Annotated in this window: 14 protein-coding genes; 10 read left to right on the top strand and 4 right to left on the bottom strand. The window is 73.7% G+C overall.

Going from position 1 to position 20406, the window contains the following annotated elements:
- The first annotated feature begins 363 nt into the window (after positions 1–363).
- The 6 genes from ACFYVL_RS30055 (at position 364) to ACFYVL_RS30030 (ending at position 9084) form a co-directional block, all read left to right on the top strand.
- Complete coding sequence (locus ACFYVL_RS30055) at positions 364–1740, top strand: MerR family transcriptional regulator (RefSeq protein WP_389250333.1); 1377 nt, start codon at positions 364–366, stop codon at positions 1738–1740.
- 346 nt (positions 1741–2086) lie between these two features.
- Positions 2087–2950 (top strand): DUF72 domain-containing protein, encoded by an 864-nt coding sequence (locus ACFYVL_RS30050; RefSeq protein WP_389250331.1) that lies wholly within the window; start codon positions 2087–2089, stop codon positions 2948–2950.
- 104 nt (positions 2951–3054) lie between these two features.
- Positions 3055–4233 (top strand): acyl-CoA dehydrogenase family protein, encoded by a 1179-nt coding sequence (locus ACFYVL_RS30045; protein WP_389250329.1) that lies wholly within the window; start codon positions 3055–3057, stop codon positions 4231–4233.
- A gap of 129 nt (positions 4234–4362) precedes the next feature.
- Positions 4363–5823 (top strand): diacylglycerol kinase family protein, encoded by a 1461-nt coding sequence (locus ACFYVL_RS30040; RefSeq protein WP_389250327.1) that lies wholly within the window; start codon positions 4363–4365, stop codon positions 5821–5823.
- 88 nt (positions 5824–5911) lie between these two features.
- Positions 5912–6820: an oxygenase MpaB family protein gene (locus ACFYVL_RS30035; protein ID WP_389250326.1), complete on the top strand. Its 909-nt coding sequence runs from the start codon at positions 5912–5914 to the stop codon at positions 6818–6820.
- Positions 6802–9084 carry a tetratricopeptide repeat protein gene (locus ACFYVL_RS30030; RefSeq protein WP_389250324.1) on the top strand — a complete coding sequence of 761 codons (2283 nt, stop codon included), beginning with the start codon at positions 6802–6804 and terminating at the stop codon, positions 9082–9084. The genes ACFYVL_RS30035 and ACFYVL_RS30030 overlap by 19 nt, the downstream gene beginning before the upstream one ends.
- 137 nt (positions 9085–9221) lie before the next feature.
- Here the strand turns inward: ACFYVL_RS30030 and ACFYVL_RS30025 are convergent, their stop codons facing one another.
- Positions 9222–10523: a CopD family protein gene (locus ACFYVL_RS30025; RefSeq protein WP_389250322.1), complete on the bottom strand. Its 1302-nt coding sequence runs from the start codon at positions 10521–10523 to the stop codon at positions 9222–9224.
- A gap of 186 nt (positions 10524–10709) precedes the next feature.
- On the opposite strand from ACFYVL_RS30025, the gene ACFYVL_RS30020 reads away from it, so the two are divergent.
- Positions 10710–12302, top strand: coding sequence for a phytoene desaturase family protein (locus ACFYVL_RS30020; protein ID WP_389250675.1), 1593 nt, complete (start codon positions 10710–10712; stop codon positions 12300–12302).
- A gap of 86 nt (positions 12303–12388) precedes the next feature.
- Complete coding sequence (locus ACFYVL_RS30015; RefSeq protein WP_389250320.1) at positions 12389–12781, top strand: hypothetical protein; 393 nt, start codon at positions 12389–12391, stop codon at positions 12779–12781.
- 30 nt (positions 12782–12811) lie between these two features.
- Here ACFYVL_RS30015 and ACFYVL_RS30010 read toward each other — a convergent pair whose 3' ends face one another.
- Positions 12812–14668: a serine hydrolase gene (locus tag ACFYVL_RS30010; RefSeq protein ID WP_389250318.1), complete on the bottom strand. Its 1857-nt coding sequence runs from the start codon at positions 14666–14668 to the stop codon at positions 12812–12814.
- Between the two features lie 151 nt (positions 14669–14819).
- Here ACFYVL_RS30010 and ACFYVL_RS30005 point away from each other — a divergent pair, with 151 nt between their 5' ends.
- Both ACFYVL_RS30005 and ACFYVL_RS30000 read left to right on the top strand, forming a co-directional pair.
- Positions 14820–15938, top strand: coding sequence for a nitronate monooxygenase (locus ACFYVL_RS30005; RefSeq protein WP_389250316.1), 1119 nt, complete (start codon positions 14820–14822; stop codon positions 15936–15938).
- On the top strand, positions 15935–17503 hold the full coding sequence (locus ACFYVL_RS30000) for an acyl-CoA synthetase (protein ID WP_389250314.1): 1569 nt from the start codon (positions 15935–15937) through the stop codon (positions 17501–17503). The genes ACFYVL_RS30005 and ACFYVL_RS30000 overlap by 4 nt, the downstream gene beginning before the upstream one ends.
- 150 nt (positions 17504–17653) lie before the next feature.
- Here the strand turns inward: ACFYVL_RS30000 and ACFYVL_RS29995 are convergent, their stop codons facing one another.
- Positions 17654–17827 (bottom strand): CsbD family protein, encoded by a 174-nt coding sequence (locus ACFYVL_RS29995; RefSeq protein ID WP_389250312.1) that lies wholly within the window; start codon positions 17825–17827, stop codon positions 17654–17656.
- A 125-nt stretch (positions 17828–17952) separates the two neighbouring features.
- Positions 17953–20262, bottom strand: coding sequence for a germacradienol/geosmin synthase (locus ACFYVL_RS29990; protein WP_389250310.1), 2310 nt, complete (start codon positions 20260–20262; stop codon positions 17953–17955).
- Positions 20263–20406 lie beyond the last annotated feature (144 nt).

Genomic DNA, 20406 nt, shown 5'->3' with positions numbered 1-20406 from the left:
CCGCCCCGCTCGCCCAGTGACGGCAGGGTCTGGGCTGTCACTGCGCGGGCAGCAGAAGTGCGGTGAGCGCGGCCGGCCGCAAGGGTCCGGAGACCGCCGGTTCCACAGGAGCCGAAGAGTGGCCCGGACGACCGGTTCCGCGCGGCGCCACGGACGGCCGATCATCCGTCCGTGACGCCTGTGCGGCCTGGTGCGGGCCGACGCGACGGCCCGTTTCCCTGTCGCGCCGTTCGACCTCCTCCACGTCGACCATGGAGGAGACCTGCACCCGCGACCGCTGCCGCACTTCCCTGCGCGGCCCACGATCGGGGGAGTTGGGCAAATCCGGCAACCCGCGTCGGTAGTGCGTCGTATCGTCGCCCCATGAACGGGAATCCGGAGAGCTTCCGGGGCACGGGTACGACCGAAGAGCACGGAACCGACGGCGGGCCGGGCCGCGGAGCGGAACACGCGGCGGACCGCGAGGCGGAGCAGGCGGAGGACCACGAGAGGGTTCACGCGGCGGACCACGGACGGCCGAAAGGCGCACCGGACCGCACGGCCGACGGCCGGGACGAGCAGGACGACCGGCCGGACACCACCCCCCGCACGGCCCCCGGCGGGATCGCCGGTCCCGTCGGCCCTGTGGGGCTGAGCACCGGGGCGGTCGCCCGCCGGCTGGGCGTCGCACCGACCACCCTGCGGTCCTGGGACCGCCGTTACGGCATCGGCCCCGCCGTCCGCGGCGACGGCAGACACCGCCGCTGGACCGCCGCCGACGTGGCACTCCTGGAGCGGATGTGCGCGCTGACCGCACGCGGCATTCCCCCTGCGGAGGCGGCGCGCCTGGCCCGCACCTCCGCCGCACCGGGTCCGGAGGAACGGACGGAGCCGCCCGCTCGGACGGACGAACCCGAACAGGCCGACCACCGGGGCCGGTTGGGCCGCCAGGAGAAGCCGGACGACCCGGCGCGGTCGGGGCGGCCGGAACCGGACCGGCCCGACGCCGGGGAGCACATCGTCCGGCCCAAGCCGACGGACCGTCAGTTATGGTCCCCCACAGGCGCTTTGGCGGAACTGTCGATCCCCGCTCCGCGCCTGCCGGACGTCGGAGTGCCGGCCCGCACGGTACGGGGCCTGCGCAACGCCGCCGTACGGCTCGACTCGCCGACCCTCGACGAGCTGCTCAACGACACGGTCCGCACGCACGGCCTGGTCGACTGCTGGCAGGAGGCCATGTCCCCGGCGCTGCGCGCCATCGGCCGCACCTGGGCCAACTCGGGCGACGCGGCGGGCGAACGGTACGTCGAGGCCGAGCACCTGCTGTCCTGGCACGTCTCGACGGCCCTGCGGCGCAACACCCCCGCCAAGGAGGTCGACGACGACCAGCCGGTACTGCTGGCCTGCCTCCCCGGCGAGCTGCACACCCTCGCCCTGGAGGCGCTGGATGCCGCCCTGGCCGAACGGGGCCTGCCCACAAGGATGTTCGGCGCCGCCGTACCGCTGGGCGCACTGTCCGAGGCGGTCCGCCGCACCGGTCCGCGTGCCGTCGTGCTCTGGTCGCAGACCCGGCCCACGGCCGACCGCTCCGTCGTCGGCCGGGTCCGCGCCACCGCCCGGGGCATCCGCGGCGCCCGCACCCAGCCGGTGGTGCTGGCCGCCGGGCCCGGCTGGGACCGCACCGGTCCGAGCGAGGGCGTGCACCGCCCGCGCGACCTCGCCTCGGCACTCCGCATCATCGAGGACGCCCCGCACCTCTGAGCGGACCCGCGGCCCCGCCCCGCACGCCCGCGACGGGCGCACCGGGAGCAGGGCACACGCGGTCCGTTCCGACTCGCCCGCCCCGGGGGGAGTTTCGCCCCCACGGGCACGAGGTACCCGCGTCGCACAGGCCCGCCACCGTGAGGAAGCCGCCATCAGCGACCACTACGACGCCGCCGACTCCGCCCGCTCCCACGCCCGCGGCGACCGCGAGGACCACCCCGGAGCGCCCGAGGAGCGCACCGCACCGGGGGAGGACCGCACCGCACCGGGGGAGGACCGCACCGCACCGGGGGAGGAGCGCCCCGGCGCACCGGCGGAGGACTCCGCCCGCCCCGCGGTCCGGGTGGGCACCTGCTCCTGGACGGACCCCGCCCTGGTCTCCAGCGGCTGGTACCCGCCGGGCACCCGGGGCGCCGAGGGACGGCTGAGGCACTACTCGGGCCGCTTCTCCCTCGTCGAGGCCGACAGCACCTTCTACACGCTGCCCTCCGAACGCGTCGCCAAGCTGTGGGCCCAGCGCACCCCGGACGGCTTCGTCTTCGACGTCAAGGCGTTCGCCCTGCTCACCGGCCACAGTGCCCGCACCGCCGCGCTTCCGCCACAGCTGCGCCCGGCGGCCGAGGGCAGGAGCCGGGCCCGCAAGCGCGACCTGTCGCCGGGTATGGTCGCCGAACTGTGGCGGCTCTTCCACGAGGGCATCGCCCCGCTCCGCGACACCGGGCGGCTGGGCAGCGTGCTGTTCCAGTTCTCGCCGTGGTTCCGGCCCGAGCCACGGGCGGCGGACTACATCGCGGAGTGCCGGGAACGCGCCGAAGTGCCGATCAGCGTGGAGTTCCGGCACCCCGGCTGGCTGGCCCCCGAGCGCCTCCCGGCCACCCTCGACCTGCTGCGCGGCCTCCGGGTCCCGCTGGTCGCCGTCGACACCCCGCAGGGACTGCCCGCGTCGCTGCCCCCGGTCGCCGAGTCCACCTCGCCCGACCTGGCGGTCGTACGCCTCCACGGGCGCAGCCCGCAGTGGGGGACCGGCGGCAAGGAGGAGAGCTACCGGCACCGCTACACGGAGGCCGAGCTGCGCCCGTGGGTGCCCCGCATCCGGGCGCTGGCCGAGCGGTCCGCACAGGTCCACGTCCTGTTCAACAACTGCTGCGCGGACGCCTCGGTGCGTGCCGCGCGGACCATGGACCGGCTGCTCCGCGACGGCGTGTGAACCCGGCCGGACGTCTCCGCCCGCCCGCACCCCTTCCTCATTCCTGCAACACGTTCTACTGTGTGCGCCGCCGCAGCGACGAGCCGAAGATGCCTGGAGGGCCCGTGCACCTCGAATACACGCCCGAGCAGCAGCAGTTGCGCACCGAACTGCGCGCCTACTTCGCCGGCCTCGTGCCCGACGACGCCTCCGCCAGGTACGCCGAACCGGCCGCCCAGAAGCGCTTCTACCGGGAGACGATCCGCCGCCTGGGCGCCGACGGCTGGCTCGGCGTGGGCTGGCCGAAGGAGTACGGCGGGCGCGGACTGACGCCCATGGAGCAGTACGTCTTCTTCGACGAGGCGGCGCAGGCCAACGTGCCGCTGCCGCTGATGGCGCTCAACACCGTCGGGCCGACGATCATGCAGTACGGCACCGAGGAGCAGAAGGCGTACTTCCTGCCGGGGATCCTCTCCGGCGAACTCGACTTCGCCATCGGCTACAGCGAACCCGACGCGGGCACCGACCTCGCGGCCCTGCGGACGCGCGCCGTGCGCGAGGGGGACGAGTACGTCGTCAACGGCCAGAAGATCTGGACCACCAACGGCGACACCGCCGACTGGGTCTGGCTCGCGGTGCGCACCGACCCCGACGCCCCGCCGCACAAGGGCATCACCATGCTCCTGGTCCCCACCAGCGACCCCGGCTACTCCTGTACCCTCATCAACACCCTCGCCTCGCACGACACCACCGCCAGCTACTACGAGAACATCCGCGTCCCCGTCTCCCGCCGCGTCGGCGAGGAGAACAAGGGCTGGCGGCTCATCACCAACCAGCTCAACCACGAACGCGTCACCCTCGCCGCCCACGGCACCATGGCGGTGCGCGCCCTGCACGACGTGCAGCGCTGGGCCATGGACACCAAGCTCGCCGACGGGCGCCGGGTGATCGACCTGGGCTGGGTGCGCGGCCGGCTCGCCCGCACGCACACCCGGCTCGACGCGATGAAGCTGCTCAACTGGCAGATGGTGAACGCCGTCCAGAACGGCACCCTCACCCCGCAGGACGCCTCCGCCGTCAAGGTCTACGGCTCCGAGGCGCGCCGGGACGCGTACGGCTGGCTGATGGAGGTCGTCGGCGCCGCGGGCCCCCTCAAGGAGGGCTCGGCGGGCGCCGTGCTGCACGGCGAACTGGAACGCGGCTACCGCTCCGCCGTCATCTTCACCTTCGGCGGCGGCAACAACGAGATCCAGCGCGAGATCATCTCCTGGATCGGCCTCGGAATGCCCAGGGTGCGCCGCTGACGCACCCGCCCCCCTCATCCTCGTGGCCCCGCCCAGGTGCCCTGCGGCGTGCGATTGGGCAGGCTGGACCCGCGGACCGGGCATCCGGCCGGACCGGGCTCCTGGTCGAGAGGCACGGAGAGGGAAGCCATGGGCGGGAAGAACGGAACGGGCCCCGGCGCGGGCGGGCAGGGGCCTCCCGGCGGGAACCGCTCCACAGAGAACACGGCGGGCCCCGGCGGGAGCGGCTCCACCGAGGTCGCGGCGGGCTCCGGCGGGAGCTCCGCGGGCCGGGGCGGCAGCGGGGCCGCGCGGTTCTACGCCCGGCTCGCCGTGCTCGCCGCGGCGGGTTCGCTGGTGGTGCTCGTCCTGGCCCTGGGCGCGGGCGGCTTCGTGATCGTCGGGGCCGGGCTCCTGGGGCTCGTGCTCTGCGCGGCGGGGGTGTGGTGGTTCGTGGCGCACCGCGGCGCGCTCCGGCTGTTCGGAGGGGTCCTCGCGGTCGCGGCCCCCGTCGGCGTCCTGGTGTTCTTCGCGTACGACGGGCTCTGGCTGACGGCACTCGTGATGGTCCTGTGCTGGGCCGTCACCCTGGCCTGCGCACGGTCCGCGCTGCGCAGGTCGCGCCCGGAGCGCCCCGTGCGCGCGGTCTCCGCGGCCCGGCCCCGGAACCCCGTCCTGATCATGAACCCGAAGTCCGGCGGCGGGAAGGTCGGCCGCTTCCGCCTGGTCGAGCAGGCCGAGGAGCTCGGGGCGCGGGTGATCCTGCTCGATCCGTCCGCCCCGGCCGACGTCGCCGAACTGGCCCGGCAGGCCGTGGCACGGGGCGCCGACCTGCTCGGAGTCGCGGGCGGCGACGGCACCCAGGCGCTGGTCGCGGCGGTCGCCGCCGAGCACCGCCTGCCGTTCCTGGTGATCGCCGCCGGTACCCGCAACCACTTCGCCATGGACCTCGGGCTCGACCGCGGCGACCCGTCGCGCTGCCTCGACGCGCTGCGCGACGGGGAGGAACTCCGGATCGACCTCGGTGACGTGTCCGGCCGCGCCTTCGTCAACACCGTGTCCTTCGGGGTGTACGCGGACGTGGTGCAGCGGCCCGAGTACCGCGACGCCAAGGCGGGCACCGCGCTCAGCCTCATGCCGGACCTGCTCGGCGACCAGGTGCGCCGGATCGACGCGTCCATCGACGGCACGAAACTCGCTTCCCAGCAGGCCCTTCTGGTCAGCAACAACCCGTACGTCTCGCCGGACGAGCTGATCGCCGGCGGACGCAGGCCCCGCCTCGACGACGGTGAACTCGGCGTGCTCGGAATCCGGGTGGAGGACGCGGCACAGGCCGCCGACCTCGCCGTACGGGGCACCCAGTCACCGGCACTGACCGCGCTGAGCGCGCACCGCGTCGAGGTGACCGCCGCCGACCCGGAGATCGCCGTCGCGGTCGACGGGGAGGCGCTGCGGATGCCGACCCCGGTGGTGTGCACCCTGCGCCCGGGTGCGCTGCGGGTGCTCGTGCCGCGCGACCGTTCCGGGGTGGTCGACCCGCCGCCGCGGGTGGACTGGCGGCGGGTGGCCCGGCTGGCGCTCGGCCGCCCGGAGCCGGACGTTCCGCGATGACCCCGGGCCGACGGCCCCGGGGACGGCGGGGCGGCCGGGCGTCCTGGGGCATGGTCGGCCGCCGCGGCGATGGTGTACCAAGAGGAGCATGACCGTTCCCCCGCGCACGGGCGCCGACCCCGGCCTCTTCGGACCGGCCTCCGTCACCTGGCAGGTGCACGGCGACCCGATGATGTGGATCGCGGGAGTGCGCGCCCTCTACCTCCAGGCGCTGCACCCCCGCGCGGTGCGCGGCGTCCTGATCAACAGCACCTTCCTGGAGGACGCCTGGGGCCGGCTGATGCGTACCGCCGACTTCGTCGGCACCCTCACCTACGGCACCACCGAGGCCGCCGAGAGGGCCGGGGCCCGGGTGCGCGGCATCCACCGCAGGCTCCGGGTCGACGATCCGGAACTGCTGCTGTGGGTGCACTGCGCGGAGATCGACTCCTACCTGGGCGTCGCCCGCCGCTCCGGACTGCGGATGAGCGACGCCCAGGCCGACCGGTACGTCGACGAGAACCGGGTCGCCGCACGCCTGGTGGGCCTCGACCCCGCCCGGGTGCCGGCCGGCACCCGGGAGCTGGCGGAGTACTTCGCGGCGGTGCGCCCCGAGCTGGCGGCCGGGGAGGACGCCCGGACCGTGGACGCCTTCCTGCGCAGGCCACCGGTGGCACCCGCACTCGTACCGGCGCGCGAGATCGTGTGGCGGCGGGTGGCGCACCTCGCCTACGCCTCGCTGCCGTCCTACGCCCACGATCTCTACGGCAGGCCCGCGCCCGCCCGCCGGACCGTGGACCGCAGGCTCGCCGCCACCGGCACCACGCTGCGCTGCATTCCCTCCCGGCTCCGCTGGCAGCTGCCACCGGGTCACATCTTGAAGGCGGTTGCCCGGCTCGGCCCCGGCAGCCGCCCGGCACCGTACAAACTCGACCGGGGGGCGGCCATACTGGACGGGCCGGGGAGGGCGCAGCGGAGCGACGGGGGCGATCGTACGAGATGGCGGACACCAGGCTGATCCAAGGCCGGTACCGGCTGCTCGACCTGATCGGGCGCGGCGGCATGGGCGAGGTGTGGCGGGCCCGTGACGAGTCGCTCGGCAGGCAGGTCGCCGTGAAGTGCCTCAAGCCGATGGGGACGCAGCACGACCAGTCGATCTCGGGAGTGCTGCGCGAGCGCTTCCGCCGCGAGGCACGGGTGGCCGCGGCGCTCCAGCACCGGGGCGTCACCGTCGTGCACGACTTCGGCGAGTACGAGGGCGTGCTCTACCTGGTGATGGAACTCCTGGAGGGCCGCAACCTCAGCCAGCTCCTGGAGGACAACAAACAGCACCCGCTGCCCGTCCACGACGTCGTCGACATCGCCGAACAGGTCGCCTGGGCCCTCGCCTACACTCACGAACAGGGCATCGTCCACCGCGACCTGAAGCCCGCCAACATCATGCGGCTCACCGACGGCACGGTGAAGATCTGCGACTTCGGCATCGCACGGCTGGGCCACGACATCGGCTTCACCTCCCGCCTCACCGGCACCGGCATCGCCATGGGCACCCCGCACTACATGTCGCCCGAGCAGATCAGCGGCGTCAACGTCGACCACCGCAGCGACCTCTACTCGCTGGGCTGCGTGCTGTACGAGATCGCCACCGGCGTGCCGCCGTTCGACCTGGAGGACGCCTGGGCGGTCCTCGTCGGGCACCGCGACACCGCCCCCCAGCCGCCGCGCAGCCACCGGGCCGAACTCCCCGAGTTCTTCGACCGGATAGTGCTCGACCTGCTGGCCAAGACCCCCGACGGGCGGCCCACCGACGCCAAGGACCTCGGACGCCGGCTCACCGACGGACGCCTCACCCCCGCGTCCGGCAGGCTGCTGCCGGGCGTGCCGGGACATCCCGCGACCGTGCTGGCCGTCGCCCCCGGGCCGCTGCCGCTCACCGGCCGGCCCGTGCAGCCGCCGACCCGGGTGCCCCGGCTGCCGTCCTGGACGCGCGGCATGACCACGGGCCACAAGGCGGGCGGCACCGGAACGCTCGACTCCGCACAGGGCGACCCGGCCGCCGGGCTGACCGGCGAGTGGACCAGCGGCGCCGGGCTGCGTCCGCCGGGCGGCCCGGTCCCGGCGCGCAAGGAGCGGCCGACGCCCCCGCCCGAGGTCCTCGACGTCCTCGACAGCCGGCACAACGCGGGCCTCAGCCTGGGCAGGCTCGGCCGCTGGGAGGAGGCCGGCGAGGTGCACCGCGCGGTCGCCGCCGAACGCGAGCACGCGCTGGGCCCCGACCACCCCGACACCCTCGCCAGCCACTACGAGGTCGGCTTCACCCTCAGCCGTACGGGCCGGGCGGCCGACGCGCTGCGCGAGTTCACCCGGGTCGCCGAGGGCCGGGCGCGCACCATGGGCGCCGAGCACCCCGAGACCCTCGCTGCCCGGCAGGAGACGGCGTACGTACTGGGTCAGCTGGGGCGGCACTTCGAGGCGCACCAGGTGTACTCGACGGTGCTCGCCGCCCGCGAGCGGACGATGGGCGCCGAGCACGTGGACACCCTGCGCTGCCGCCACAACCTCGCCTTCAACCTGAGCAGGCTGGGCCGGCTGGAGGACTCCTACCGGATGGCCAGGGACGTCGCGGCGGCCCGGTCCAGAGTGCTGGGCGCCGGACACCCGGACACCCTGGTCACCCAGTACGAGGTGGCGTACGCGCTCGGCCAGCTGGGCCGGTGGAACGAGGCGCTCCAGACGTACCGGGAGGTCGCCAGATCCCGCGCCAGGTCATTGGGGGCCGACCACCCCGACACCCTGTCCGCGCGCTACGAGGTGGGCATCTGCCTGGGGCGGCTGGGGCGTAGCGCGGAGGCGCTGGAGCTGTACCGCGACCTGGTCGAGGACCGCACGCGCACCGGCGGCCCGGCCGACGCGGAGACGCTCAGGGCGCGGCACGGACTCGGCGTCAACCTGGGCCGGATGGCCCGTTGGGAGGAGGCCCTGGCGGAGGCCCGCGACGTGTGCGCGATCCGCGAACGGGTGCTGGGCCCCGGCCACCCCGACACCCTGGTCTCCCGCCGCGAGGTGGCGGTGGGCCTGGGCTGGCTCGGCCGCTGGGCGGACGCGCTGGCCGTGTACCGGCAGGTGGCGCAGGAGCGGGAGCGGGTGCTCGGGGTCGACCACCCGGACGCCCTGGCCAGCCGCAACGACGAGGCACAGTGCCTGGAACAGCTCGGCAGGGGCGGCGAGGCGGCGGAGATCTACCGCCGGGTGGCGGCGCTGCGGCGCGGACGACGGGGCTAGCGCGGCGGGACGGGGGCCGGTCGCACGGCCGGGTGTTCCGGGGCGCCAGGTCCCACGGCCCGGCGTTCCCCGGCCCGGCGTTCCCCGGCCCTGCGGTGGGGAGGCCGCCGGGCCGACGGCCTCCACCGGAGGGGCCGCTACCAGCTGGGGGTCGGTACGACCGTCAGCAGGGCCGACACCGCGACCACGCCCACCAGCATCACGACCTCCGCCCTGGCGGCCCGCGCGGCTCCGTCCGGGTTGGTCCGGCCGCGCCCCGACTGCTTGCGCATCGACCGCCGCAGCCGTGCCCGCGCCACCAGCGCCAGCACGCTCACCACCGCGAACAGCGCCAGCTTCACCAGCAGCGTCCGGCCGTACGCGGTGGTGAGGATGTCGTCCAGCGGCAGCCTGCGCAGCGTGCTGAAGGTCCCCGTGACGGCCAGCGCCACGTACAGGAACGCGGCCATCCGCGCGTACCTGGCGAGCAGCGTCCGCCCCGGTGCGGCACCGGCGGACGGGTCCGGGACCTCCCGGCCCCGCCACAGGTGCATCGCCCGCAGCGCGTACACCAGACCGCCCGTCCACAGCGCCGACGCGGTCAGGTGAATCGTCGTCAGCACGATGCCGATCTCCGGGGTGTCCAGCTCCGGATGCGCCCGCACCGCCTCCGAGAAGATCACCACCGCGAGCGGCAGCACCGCCCACGACGGCCGCTTCAGCCAGGTGCAGGCCGCGGCCGCGAGGAACGCGTTGGCCTGGAGGAGCAGCATGCCCCCGGGGTCCGTCGCATAGGTCTCGGTGAACGTCATGTTGCCCAGCTCGGCCAGCTGGACGATCTGGCCGAACGAGGCCGCCGCCCCGGCCAGCGACAGCGCGATCCCCCACACGGGTGGCCGGACCTCGGGGGCACCGGGCACCGTCCGGGCGAGGCGGTGTCCGACGACCTCGCCGAGGTGCAGGAAGAGCGCGGCCAGGAACACCGAACGCAGCAGCGTGGTGGTCCCGGCCCCGGGTATGTCGAGCTCGCCCGTGTCGCGGGAGACGATGCCCATGCCGAGCAGGGCGACCACGACCAGCACGGCCACGGCCGCCGCCGGAGTGGTGTAGGACCTGGCGCGCCCCCGCCAGCCGTCCTCCGGGCCGGCGGCGGAAGGTTCCTGCTCCGGCTGCGGACCGAACGCGTGCGGTCCGGCCGGGGGCGGGCCGGCAGTGGGCGGGCCGACCGGGAGCGGCCCGAGCTGCGTGGTCGGCACGTCCGCGTACGGCTGCGCGGGGGGCGGCCCGTCGGAGCGGGGCCGCGCGGGGGAGGGCCGGTCGGCGTACGGCTGCGCGGGGTACGGCCGGTCGCCGTGCGGCGGTGCGGTGTGCGGGCCCTCCGGGTGCCACGGCGCGGCACGCGGAGGGTCGGGCGGCCCTTCGGCGGGGGCCGGGCGGGTGGAAGGCTCCGGGTAGGTCACCTCCTGATTTTCCCTATGCGGACGAGAGGGCACAAAGCGACCCCCCTGCCGGGGGTGCTCCCCGCCCTCGTCCCCCCGCTGCCGGCCCGCGCTTCTCCACTCGGTCGCCATGCCCCGTCTTCCCCCCTGTCGGACCCGCGGTGCAGCGCGTAGGGTCCCGCCATGCCCGCACCTGCTGCCTCGGCCGTGCCGAAGCGTTCCTCGTACGACGTCGTCATCGTCGGCGGTGGCCACAACGGACTGGTCGCCGCCGCCTACCTCGCCAGGGCCGGCCGCTCGGTGCTCCTGCTGGAGCGGCTCGACGGCACCGGGGGAGCGGCGGTGTCCACCCGCCCCTTCGCCGGCACCGACGCCAGGCTCTCGCGCTACTCGTATCTCGTGTCACTGCTCCCCCGCACTATTGTGCGGGACCTCGGACTCTCCTTCGCCGTACGGAAGCGGACAATTTCCTCGTACACCCCTAAGGGGGACGGCGGTCTGCTGGTCGGTGGTTCCGGAACGCGGGATTCCTTCGCGGCGCTCACCGGAGGGGACAAGGAGTACCGGGCCTGGGAGGAGTTCTACGGGCGGCTGCGACAGGTCGCCGCACGCGTCTTCCCGACGCTCACCGAACCCCTGCCCGCCCGCCGGGAGCTGCGCCGCCGCATCGACGACGACACCGCCTGGCGGATGCTCTTCGAGGAGCCGATCGGGGTCGCGATCGAGGAGACCTTCGACCACGACCTGGTGCGCGGCGTGGTCCTCACGGACGCCCTGATCGGCACCTTCGCCGACGCCCACGACCCGTCACTGCCGCAGAACCGGTGCTTCCTCTACCACGTCATCGGCGGCGGAACAGGCGACTGGGACGTCCCCGTCGGCGGCATGGGCGCCCTCACCGACGCCCTCGCCGCCGCCGCCCGCGCGGCGGGCGCCGAGATCGTCACCGGCTGCGAGGCCACCCGCATCGAGACCGACGGAGCGCGCGCCGAGGTCTCGTACCGCACCCGGGCCCGCGAGGCCGTCGTCGCCGGCGGCCACGTCCTGGTCAACGCCTCGCCCCACCACCTGGCCGGGCTGCTCGGCGACGAGCCGCCCGCGCCCGCCCCCGAGGGAGCCCAGCTCAAGGTCAACATGCTGCTGCGCCGCCTGCCGAGGCTGCGCGACCGCTCCGTCGATCCGCGCGACGCGTTCGCCGGGACCTTCCACGTGGCGGAGGGGTACGCCGAACTCGCCGCCGCCCACCGGGACGCGGCGGTCGGCCGGCTGCCCGGGGCGCCGCCCTCGGAGATCTACTGCCACTCGCTGACCGACCCCACCATCCTCGGGCCGGACCTGGTGGAGCAGGGCTACCAGACCCTCACGCTGTTCGGGCTGCACACCCCCGCCCGGCTCTTCGCCGCCGACAACGAGGCCGCCCGCGCCGAACTGCTGCGCACCACCCTCGAACAGCTCGACGCCCGGCTCGCCGAACCGCTCGCCGACTGTCTGGCCCTCGACGCCGAGGGCCGCCCCTGCATCGAGGCCAAGACCCCGCTGGACCTGGAGCGCGAACTGCGGCTGCCCGGCGGGCACATCTTCCACGGCGACCTGTCCTTCCCCCACCTGGCGGAGGACGGCCCGGCGGAGGGCGCCGACGGGAGCGGCGGTCCGGCGGGGCAGGCCTCGACGGCCGCCGTGCGGTGGGGTGTGGCCACCGCCAGGCCCAATGTCCTGCTGTGCGGGGCCGGGGCCGTCCGGGGCGGCGGGGTCAGCGGTGTTCCCGGACACAACGCGGCCATGGCGGTGCTGGGACGCTAGCGGGGAGGGGCGGGCGGGACGGCGGGCCGGGCGGGACGGCGGCGGCGACCGGACGGACGCGGCGGTTCCGGGGCAGGATGGGCCGCATGTCGAAATCCCGGAAGTGCTCCACGGCGCAGTCGGTCACACGGCCCGTCAACTCGCCCTTCTCGCTGTACTCGCAGGACTCGATCCTCTCGATCGGCTCCGTGGGCTCCGTGCTGTCCATCGGCTCCGTCGGGTCCGTCCTGTCCGTGGGCTCGGTGGGCAGCGCGCTGTCGGTCGGGTCGATCGGTTCGGCGCTGTCGCGCTTCTCGTTCGCCTCCTGGATGAGCACGGGCTCCTTCATGTCCGTCCAGTCCCAGTGGTCCACCTTCTCCCTCAGGTCCAGCCGCGGCATCAAGGCGGTCGGCGGCTCGGGACCGGCCGGGGCGGGGGCCTGCGCGGCGACGGCGGTGGCGGCGGGAGCGGTCGTACTGCTCCTGCGCCGCCACCGCTGAGGCGCCGCCCCGCCCCCGCCGCACGGCGGTTCAGTCGGCGGAGGCCGTCCAGCCCGTCGCCCGCAGACGGGCCGCGTCCCGGGGCCGGGACTCGTCGAACAGGGTCCGGCCCCGGTCCGTCACCCGCAGCCCGTCGACGTACACCCCGCGCCCGACGTACCGCGCGTCCGTGGTGTACCGCCAGCGCAGGACGACGTCCTTGCCGCGGTACGGGGCGAGATCCGCGCCCGCCCGGTGCCAGACGCGCCCGGACCACCCGCTCACCGCACCGCCGGGATGCGGCTGCGGGTCGCCGCCGCCACTCCCGCCGCCGGCTCTGCGTGCCGTCGTGAACGGCACCGGTGCCCAGGTCGCGCCCGCGTCGGTGGACGCCTCCAGCGTCAGGGTGTCGGCGTTCGGCTCGATGTCCCACCACAGGTCGCAGTGGAGGACCGTACGGTCCGAGCCGACCGGCAGCGCGGGCAGCGCGAGCGTGGCCGTCGCGGCGGAGGCCATCCCCGCGTACCAGGCGGTGCGGCCGTGCGCGGGCCGCACCGCGACCGCGCGGGCCATGTCGTTGGCCGTCGCCACCCGTGGCGCCGAACCGGAGCGCCAGTTGCGCACCGGGTGCACGGAGTTGCCCAGCACGATCAGGAAGGAGTCGGTGCTCGGGTCGATGACCAGACTGGTACCGGTGAAGCCGGTGTGGCCCGCGGTGCGCGGGGTGGCCATCGCGCCCATGTACCAGTGCTGGTAGAGCTCGAAGCCGAGCCCGTGCTCGTCGCCCGGGAACGCGGTGTTGAAGTCGGTGAACATCAGCTCCACCGACTCCGGGCGCAGGATCCTGGCCCGGCCGTACACCCCGCCGTTGAGCAGGGTGCGGGCCAGGATCGCGAGGTCCCACGCGGTGGAGAAGACGCCCGCGTGCCCGGCGACCCCGCCGAAGCCGTACGCGTTCTCGTCGTGCACCTCGCCCCAGACCAGCCCGCGGTCGATCCCCGACCAGGGCTTGCGGGCGTCCTCGGTGGCGGCGATCTTCGGCTTCCAGGAGGCGGGCGGGTTGAAGCGGGTGCGGTGCATCCCGAGCGGAGCGGTGATCTCGTCCCGGAGCAGTGCATCCAGCGGGCGAGCGGTGATCTTCTCCAGGACGAGTTGCAGCGAGATCAGATTCAGGTCCGAGTACAGGTACACCGAGCCGGGCGGGCTGGCCGGTGCCTCGTTCCACAGCATCTTCAGCTTCCCCTCCCGGGTCGGCTGCGAGTACAGCGGAATCCAGGCCCGGAAGCCCGAGGTGTGCGTCAGCAGCTGACGCACCGTGATGTCCGCCTTGCCCGCGGCCCCGAACTCCGGGAGGTACGAGGCGACCTTCGCCTCCAGCTCCAGCGCGCCCCGCTCGATCTGCTGCACCGCCAGCATCGAGGTGAACAGCTTCGACACCGACGCCAGGTCGAAGACCGTGTCCCGGGCGGTGGCGATGCGCTGCTCCGGCGGGAACTCCACCGCCGTGTCTGTCTTCTCGTCGTACGCCGAGTAGCGCACGGCCATCCCGATCGGCTCGTGCAGCGCGACCGTGCCACCGCGCCCGGCGAGCAGCACCGCGCCCGCGTACCACGGGTACTTGGGGGAGGGGCCGAGGAACTTCTCCGCGTCCGCGACCAACTGGTCCAGGTGGGCGGGGAGCAGCCCGGCCCGCGCGGCGGAACCGTACCGGAGCGTCGGCCGGCCGCCCGGACCACCGGCGCCGCCGCCTTCCGCCTCCCGCGGCTGCGTGGCCCCGGCGGCGGGGATCGGTCCCAGCATCAACGCACCTCCCAGCGCCAAGGCCCCGCCCGCGAACTGCCTTCGGCTGACGTCCCGGCCGGGCAGGGCCCGGTCACTGTGTTCTCTGTGCGCACCATCCTCAGTCATGGGCACCAGCAGGCCAAAGCGAACCCCCGGTGTCAACAGCCCCGACGGCCACGGCGGTACCGGCCGCCACGGGGGCGCGGGCGGCAAAGAATCTGACGCAGCATCAGAAATGCTCTTCCCCTCGCAGCCGCCCTGCGGCATCCTGCCGCCCATGAAGACGGAGCTGAGCCAGAAACTGGGGATCGAGCACGCCATCTTCGGCTTCACGCCGTTCCCCGCGGTGGCCGCCGCACTCACCAGGGCGGGCGGGTTCGGCGTCCTCGGGGCGGTCCGCTACAACGCCCCCGACGCCCTCGCCCGCGACCTCGACTGGATGCAGGAGCACACCGGGGGGAAACCGTACGGCCTGGACGTCGTCATGCCCGCCAAGAAGGTCGAGGGCGTGACCGAGGCCGAGGTGGAGGCCATGATCCCGGCCGGCCACCGCGAGTACGTCCGGGAGATCCTCGCCAAGCACCACGTGCCCGAACTCGCCGAGGGCGAGGCGTCCGGCTGGCGCATCACCGGCTGGATGGAACAGGTCGCCCGCAGTCAGCTCGACGTCGCCTTCGACTACCCGATCAAGCTGCTGGCCAACGCGCTCGGCTCACCACCGGCCGACGTCGTCGCCCGCGCCCACGACCACGGCGTGCTGGTGGCCGCCCTCGCCGGCAGCGCCAAGCACGCCCGCCGGCACGCCGAGGCGGGCATCGACATCGTCGTCGCCCAGGGGTACGAGGCGGGCGGCCACACCGGGGAGATCGCCTCGATGGTCCTGGTGCCCGAGGTGGTGGACGCGGTGGGGGAACTGCCGGTGCTGGCCGCCGGCGGCATCGGCGGCGGCGAGCAGGTCGCCGCCGCGTTCGCCCTCGGCGCGCAGGGCGCCTGGCTCGGCTCCCTCTGGCTCACCACCGAGGAGGCCGAACTCCACTCCGCCGCCCTCACCGCCAAACTCCTCGCCGCGGGCTCCGGCGACACCGTCCGCTCCCGCGCCCTCACCGGCAAACCGGCCCGCCAGCTGCGCACCGAGTGGACCGACGCCTGGGACGACCCCAGCGGCCCCGGCACCCTCCCGATGCCCCTCCAGGGACTGCTGGTCGCCGAGGCCAACTCCCGTATCCAGAAGTACGAAGTGGAACCCCTGCTGGGCACCCCGGTCGGCCAGATCGTCGGCCGGATGAACTCCCGGCGCAGCGTCCAGGCAGTCTTCGACGACCTCACCCGCGACTTCGAGCGCGCCGTGAGCCGCATCAACCGCATCGCGGGAAGGGACCAGGGACACACCCCATGAGCGGACACCCCACGAGCGAGACGCCCCCCAACGGATTCTGGGCCCAGGCAGCCGCCGACCCCGACCGCACCGTCCTGGTCGCACCGGACGGTGAGCAGTGGTCCGCGGGCCGGCTCCACGCGGCGGCCAACCGGCTGGTGCACGGACTGCGGGCCGCCGGGCTGGAGCAGGGCGACTCCTTCGCCGTGGTCCTGCCCAACGGCGTCGAGTTCTTCACCGCCTACCTCGCCGCCGTCCAGGCCGGCCTCTACCTCGTCCCCGTCAACCACCACCTCACCGGGCCGGAGATCGCCTGGATCGTCTCCGACTCCGCCGCCAAGGTCCTGATCGCACACGAACGCTTCGCCGCAGCGGCCACCGCCGCCGCCGACGAAGCGGGCCTGCCCGCCTCCCACCGGCACGCCGTCGGTACCGTGCCCGGCTTCGCCCCGTACACCCAACTCCTCGACGGACAGCCGGATTCGGCCCCCGACGACCGCGCACTCGGCTGGGTCATGAACTACACCTCCGGCACGACCGGACGCCCCCGCGGCATCAGGCGCCCGCTCTCCGGCAGACTCCCCGAGGAGTCCCACCTCGGCGGCTTCCTCGGCATCTTCGGCATCAGGCCCTTCGACGACAACGTCCACCTGGTCTGCTCACCGCTCTACCACACCGCCGTGCTCCAGTTCGCGGGAGCCGCCCTGCACATCGGGCACCCGCTCGTCCTGATGGACAAGTGGACACCCGAGGAGATGCTCCGGCTCATCGACACCCACCGCTGCACCCACACGCACATGGTCCCCACCCAGTTCCACCGCCTCCTCGCCCTGCCCGAGGAGACCCGGCGGAGCTACGACGTGACGTCCATGCGGCACGCGATCCACGGGGCCGCGCCCTGCCCCGAGCACGTCAAACGGGCCATGATCGACTGGTGGGGGAACTGCGTCGAGGAGTACTATGCGGCGAGCGAGGGCGGCGGCGCCTTCGCCACCGCCGAGGACTGGCTCAAGAAGCCCGGCACCGTCGGCAAGGCCTGGCCGATCAGTGAACTCGCCGTCTTCGACGACGACGGCAACCGGCTGCCGCCCGGCGAACTCGGCACCGTCTACCTGAAGATGAACACCGGCGGATTCAGCTACCACAAGGACGAGGCCAAGACCCGGAAGAACCGCATCGGCGACTTCTTCACCGTCGGCGACCTGGGCATCCTCGACGAGGACGGCTACCTCTTCCTCCGCGACCGCAAGATCGACATGATCATTTCCGGTGGCGTGAACATCTACCCGGCCGAGATCGAGGCCGCCCTGCTCACCCACCCGGACGTCGCCGACGCGGCGGCCTTCGGGATTCCGCACGCCGACCGGGGCGAGGAGGTCAAGGCCGTCGTGGAACCGGTGGAGGGCCGGGCGCCCTCGGAGTCCCTGGCCGCCGACATCCTCGCCCACTGCGAGCACCGGCTGGCGGGCTACAAACGGCCCAGGACCCTCGACTTCATCGCCGCGATGCCCCGCGACCCCAACGGCAAGCTCTACAAGCGACGGCTGCGCGAGCCGTACTGGGAGGGCCACGACAGACCCCTGTGAACCGGGTGAACCGGCGAAGTCCGCCGCACGGCACCACCCGGGGTGGCACGGAACAGCACCGCGGCCCGGTGGGGGAAGGGGTCCAACCCACCGGGCCGCGGTGCCGTGCCGCCGCGCTGCGCCTTGCGCGGCTTCCGTGATGCTGCTGTGTCAGCGCCTGAAGGCGTCCTTGGCCTTCTCCACGGACTGCCGGCCGTCACCCTTGGCGCGCTGGGCGCGGCCCTCCGCGGTCAGCCGCTCGTTGCCCACCATGCGGCCCACGGTCTCCTTGGCGGCACCCACCGCCTGGTCCGACTTGGCCTTCGTCTTCTTCTGCGCGGTCATGGGTTTCGCACTCCCTTGCCTGTTGAGGCGTTTCCTTGACAGAAGATCGCCTGCCCCCGCACTCGGAGCGAAAACCCCCGCCCCGGAAAACTCCTGCCGCCGAAAGCCCCGCGACGGCTCCCGCCCTACCCCACGAGAGCCGTCGCCCCCGGTCCGGGGGACGACCACAGCTCCGCGACCCGCGCCGCCGAGGTACCGAGCCCGGTGGGCCCGTACGCCGGCACCCGCGGGCCGTCCGGCACCGACGGCGCGGGGGCCGGCGGCTCCGGCTCCGACGACGGGGTGCCGTGGTGCCGCAGCAGCGCCGACTCCTGGTACCGCACGCAGCCCCGGTGCCAGTCGTGGACGCCCGCCAGCCAGTTCCGCAGCCCCCGCGCGTACTCCGCCACCGCCTCCCTGGCCTCCGCGTCCAGGCCGAACTCCGCGCACAGATCGGGCAGTTCGCTCTGCACCACGTGCTGGAACTCGGCCAGCCGCGCCCGCATCAGGTCGACCACCACGTCCCGCGCCTGCTCCACGGTGCACCCCAGGAAGTGCTGCACCACCAGCACCCCGTTGTGCACCTCGCCCTCGAACTCGACCTCCTTCTGGTACGAGTACAGGTCGTTCATCAGCGCCCCGTAGTCCATCGCGGAGCGCACCATCGACAGGAACGGGCGGCTGCCGAGGATCTCCGGTGACAGGGTGTCGCCGTGCGCGAGCCGCGACAGCGCGGCCGTCATGTCGGACCCGAAGGTGTGCCGCCGCATCTCGATGTAGTCGACCGGGTCGGGCACCCTGTTCTGGGCCTGGTTCGCCAGCTCCCACAGCCAGCTCGCCGTCATGTCCTCGACCGACCCGCGGAACGTCCGCCGCGCCTCCACCGTCATCGGCACCGCGGTCCGCACCCACAGATCGGCGAGCCCCCGCTCCAGCGGGGTCATGGCCGGCGGCATCGGCTCGTCCTCCACCGGCATGAACAGCGACAGCCGGTCGTTGGCCGCCTTCGCCCCGGCCAGGTCGAGCGTGCGCCCGTAGAGCGCGGGGAAGAGGTCGTCGCCGTACGTTCCCCAGGTCAGCCAGCCCGTACTGACGTCCAGCTCCGGCAGCCTGGCGTCCGGGTGGATGCCGGCCGCGCACAGCGGCAGGTCGTAGTCCCGCAGCTTCCCCTCGTCCCAGACGTCCGAGCCGGGGAGTCCGGGGACGCCCTCCAGGAACCCCATCGCGTGCGCCCAGCGGACCACGTTCTCCCGGGCGGCCTCCAGGTGCGGGCTCGGCGTGGTGGTGAAGGGCAGTTCCAGGTCGGGGACTTCGAGGTGCCCGACCTTCGCGAAGCGGTGCACCGCCACGTTCCGCTCCCGGGCCGGGACGCCGACGGCCAGGGAGGACAGCAGCTGCGAGGCGAAGGTGCCCATGCCGGTGGGGCCGCCGAGCGCGGACGGGGCGGGGTCGTGCGCGCCTTCGCCCGCCCCGTTCATGTACCGGCTGGAGCGCATGTGCCACTCGTGCCCGCCGGACTGCCAGTCCTGGAGCCCCTTCACATAGGCCAGCACGTCGAGCCGCTCCTGCGGTCCGATCGCGAACTCGGTGAACAGCGGGTCCAGTTCGGTGAACACGGTGGTCTCGAACTGCTGGAGCCGCGAGGTGAGCAGGTCGTTGACGGTCTCCGCCGCCTGCTGCGTGGAGCAGTCCAGGAAGTGCTCCATCACCAGGACGCCGTTGGAGAGTTCGCCCTCGTCGAGGATCTCGCGCTCGTAGCTGAACAGGTCGTTGCGCAGGTGCACCCCGTCGGAGAAGGTGTCACGCAGCACGCGCATCGGGCGCGAGGCGGCGATGGCCGCCGGGACCTCGGCCCCCGCCGCGTACTCCACGAGACCTGCCGACCAGGGGGCGCCGCCCACCTTGCGGCGCATCTCGATGTACTCGACGGGGTTGGCGATGCGCCCCTCGCTGATGTTCATCAGCTCCCACATCGACTCCTCCAGCAGGTGCTCGGTCGCCACCGCGAACCGCCGCCGCCACGCCTCGGACATCGACGGGCAGGTGCGCGCCCACAGGTCGGCGAGCCCCGCCTCCACCGCGTTCGTCGGCTCCGGAGGCAGCGCCCCCGCCTCCACCGGCATGAACGCGGGCAGCCGGTCCAGGTACGCCTTGGCGCCCTTCAGGTCGGGGCTGCGCTTGAACTGTTCCAGGAAGTGGTCGTCGAAGAAGAACACCCACACGTACCAGTCGGTGACCAGCGCCAACTGCTCGGCCGTGCAGTCCGGATGGGTGTAGGCGCACAGCAGCGCGTAGTCGTGGCTGTCGAAGTCGTGCTCGTCCCAGATCTCCGAGCCCTCGATCATGACCATCTCGCGCGCCCACGCCTTGGAGTGCTCCCGCGCATGCTCCAGATGCGGACTGAGCCGGGCCGGGTACGGCATGTAGAACTCGGGCAGCGTGAACGGTTGGGGCATGGTTGCGGAATTCGCCTTCCCTGCTCGACAGCCTCGGCGGCACGGACCCGCGACGGGGATCCGCGCCGGAATCGTCCTCACGCTAGGCGGCGGTCCCCGGACACGGCTCCGGCCCCGGACGATCATCACCGAAGTGGTGAATTC

The organism is Streptomyces sp. NPDC004111 (assembly GCF_042874215.1).
Lineage (GTDB): Bacteria > Actinomycetota > Actinomycetes > Streptomycetales > Streptomycetaceae > Streptomyces.
This window is presented reverse-complemented; position numbering and strand designations above follow the sequence as displayed.

Coding starts and splice junctions, on each gene's coding strand:
- ACFYVL_RS30040 (WP_389250327.1), top strand. CDS start 4,363: ATGGGCGGGAAGAACGGAACGGGCCCCGGCGCGGGCGGGCAGGGGCCT.
- ACFYVL_RS30010 (WP_389250318.1), bottom strand. CDS start 14,668: ATGACTGAGGATGGTGCGCACAGAGAACACAGTGACCGGGCCCTGCCC.
- ACFYVL_RS30015 (WP_389250320.1), top strand. CDS start 12,389: ATGTCGAAATCCCGGAAGTGCTCCACGGCGCAGTCGGTCACACGGCCC.
- ACFYVL_RS30030 (WP_389250324.1), top strand. CDS start 6,802: ATGGCGGACACCAGGCTGATCCAAGGCCGGTACCGGCTGCTCGACCTG.
- ACFYVL_RS29995 (WP_389250312.1), bottom strand. CDS start 17,827: ATGACCGCGCAGAAGAAGACGAAGGCCAAGTCGGACCAGGCGGTGGGT.
- ACFYVL_RS29990 (WP_389250310.1), bottom strand. CDS start 20,262: ATGCCCCAACCGTTCACGCTGCCCGAGTTCTACATGCCGTACCCGGCC.
- ACFYVL_RS30005 (WP_389250316.1), top strand. CDS start 14,820: ATGAAGACGGAGCTGAGCCAGAAACTGGGGATCGAGCACGCCATCTTC.
- ACFYVL_RS30035 (WP_389250326.1), top strand. CDS start 5,912: ATGACCGTTCCCCCGCGCACGGGCGCCGACCCCGGCCTCTTCGGACCG.
- ACFYVL_RS30055 (WP_389250333.1), top strand. CDS start 364: ATGAACGGGAATCCGGAGAGCTTCCGGGGCACGGGTACGACCGAAGAG.
- ACFYVL_RS30000 (WP_389250314.1), top strand. CDS start 15,935: ATGAGCGGACACCCCACGAGCGAGACGCCCCCCAACGGATTCTGGGCC.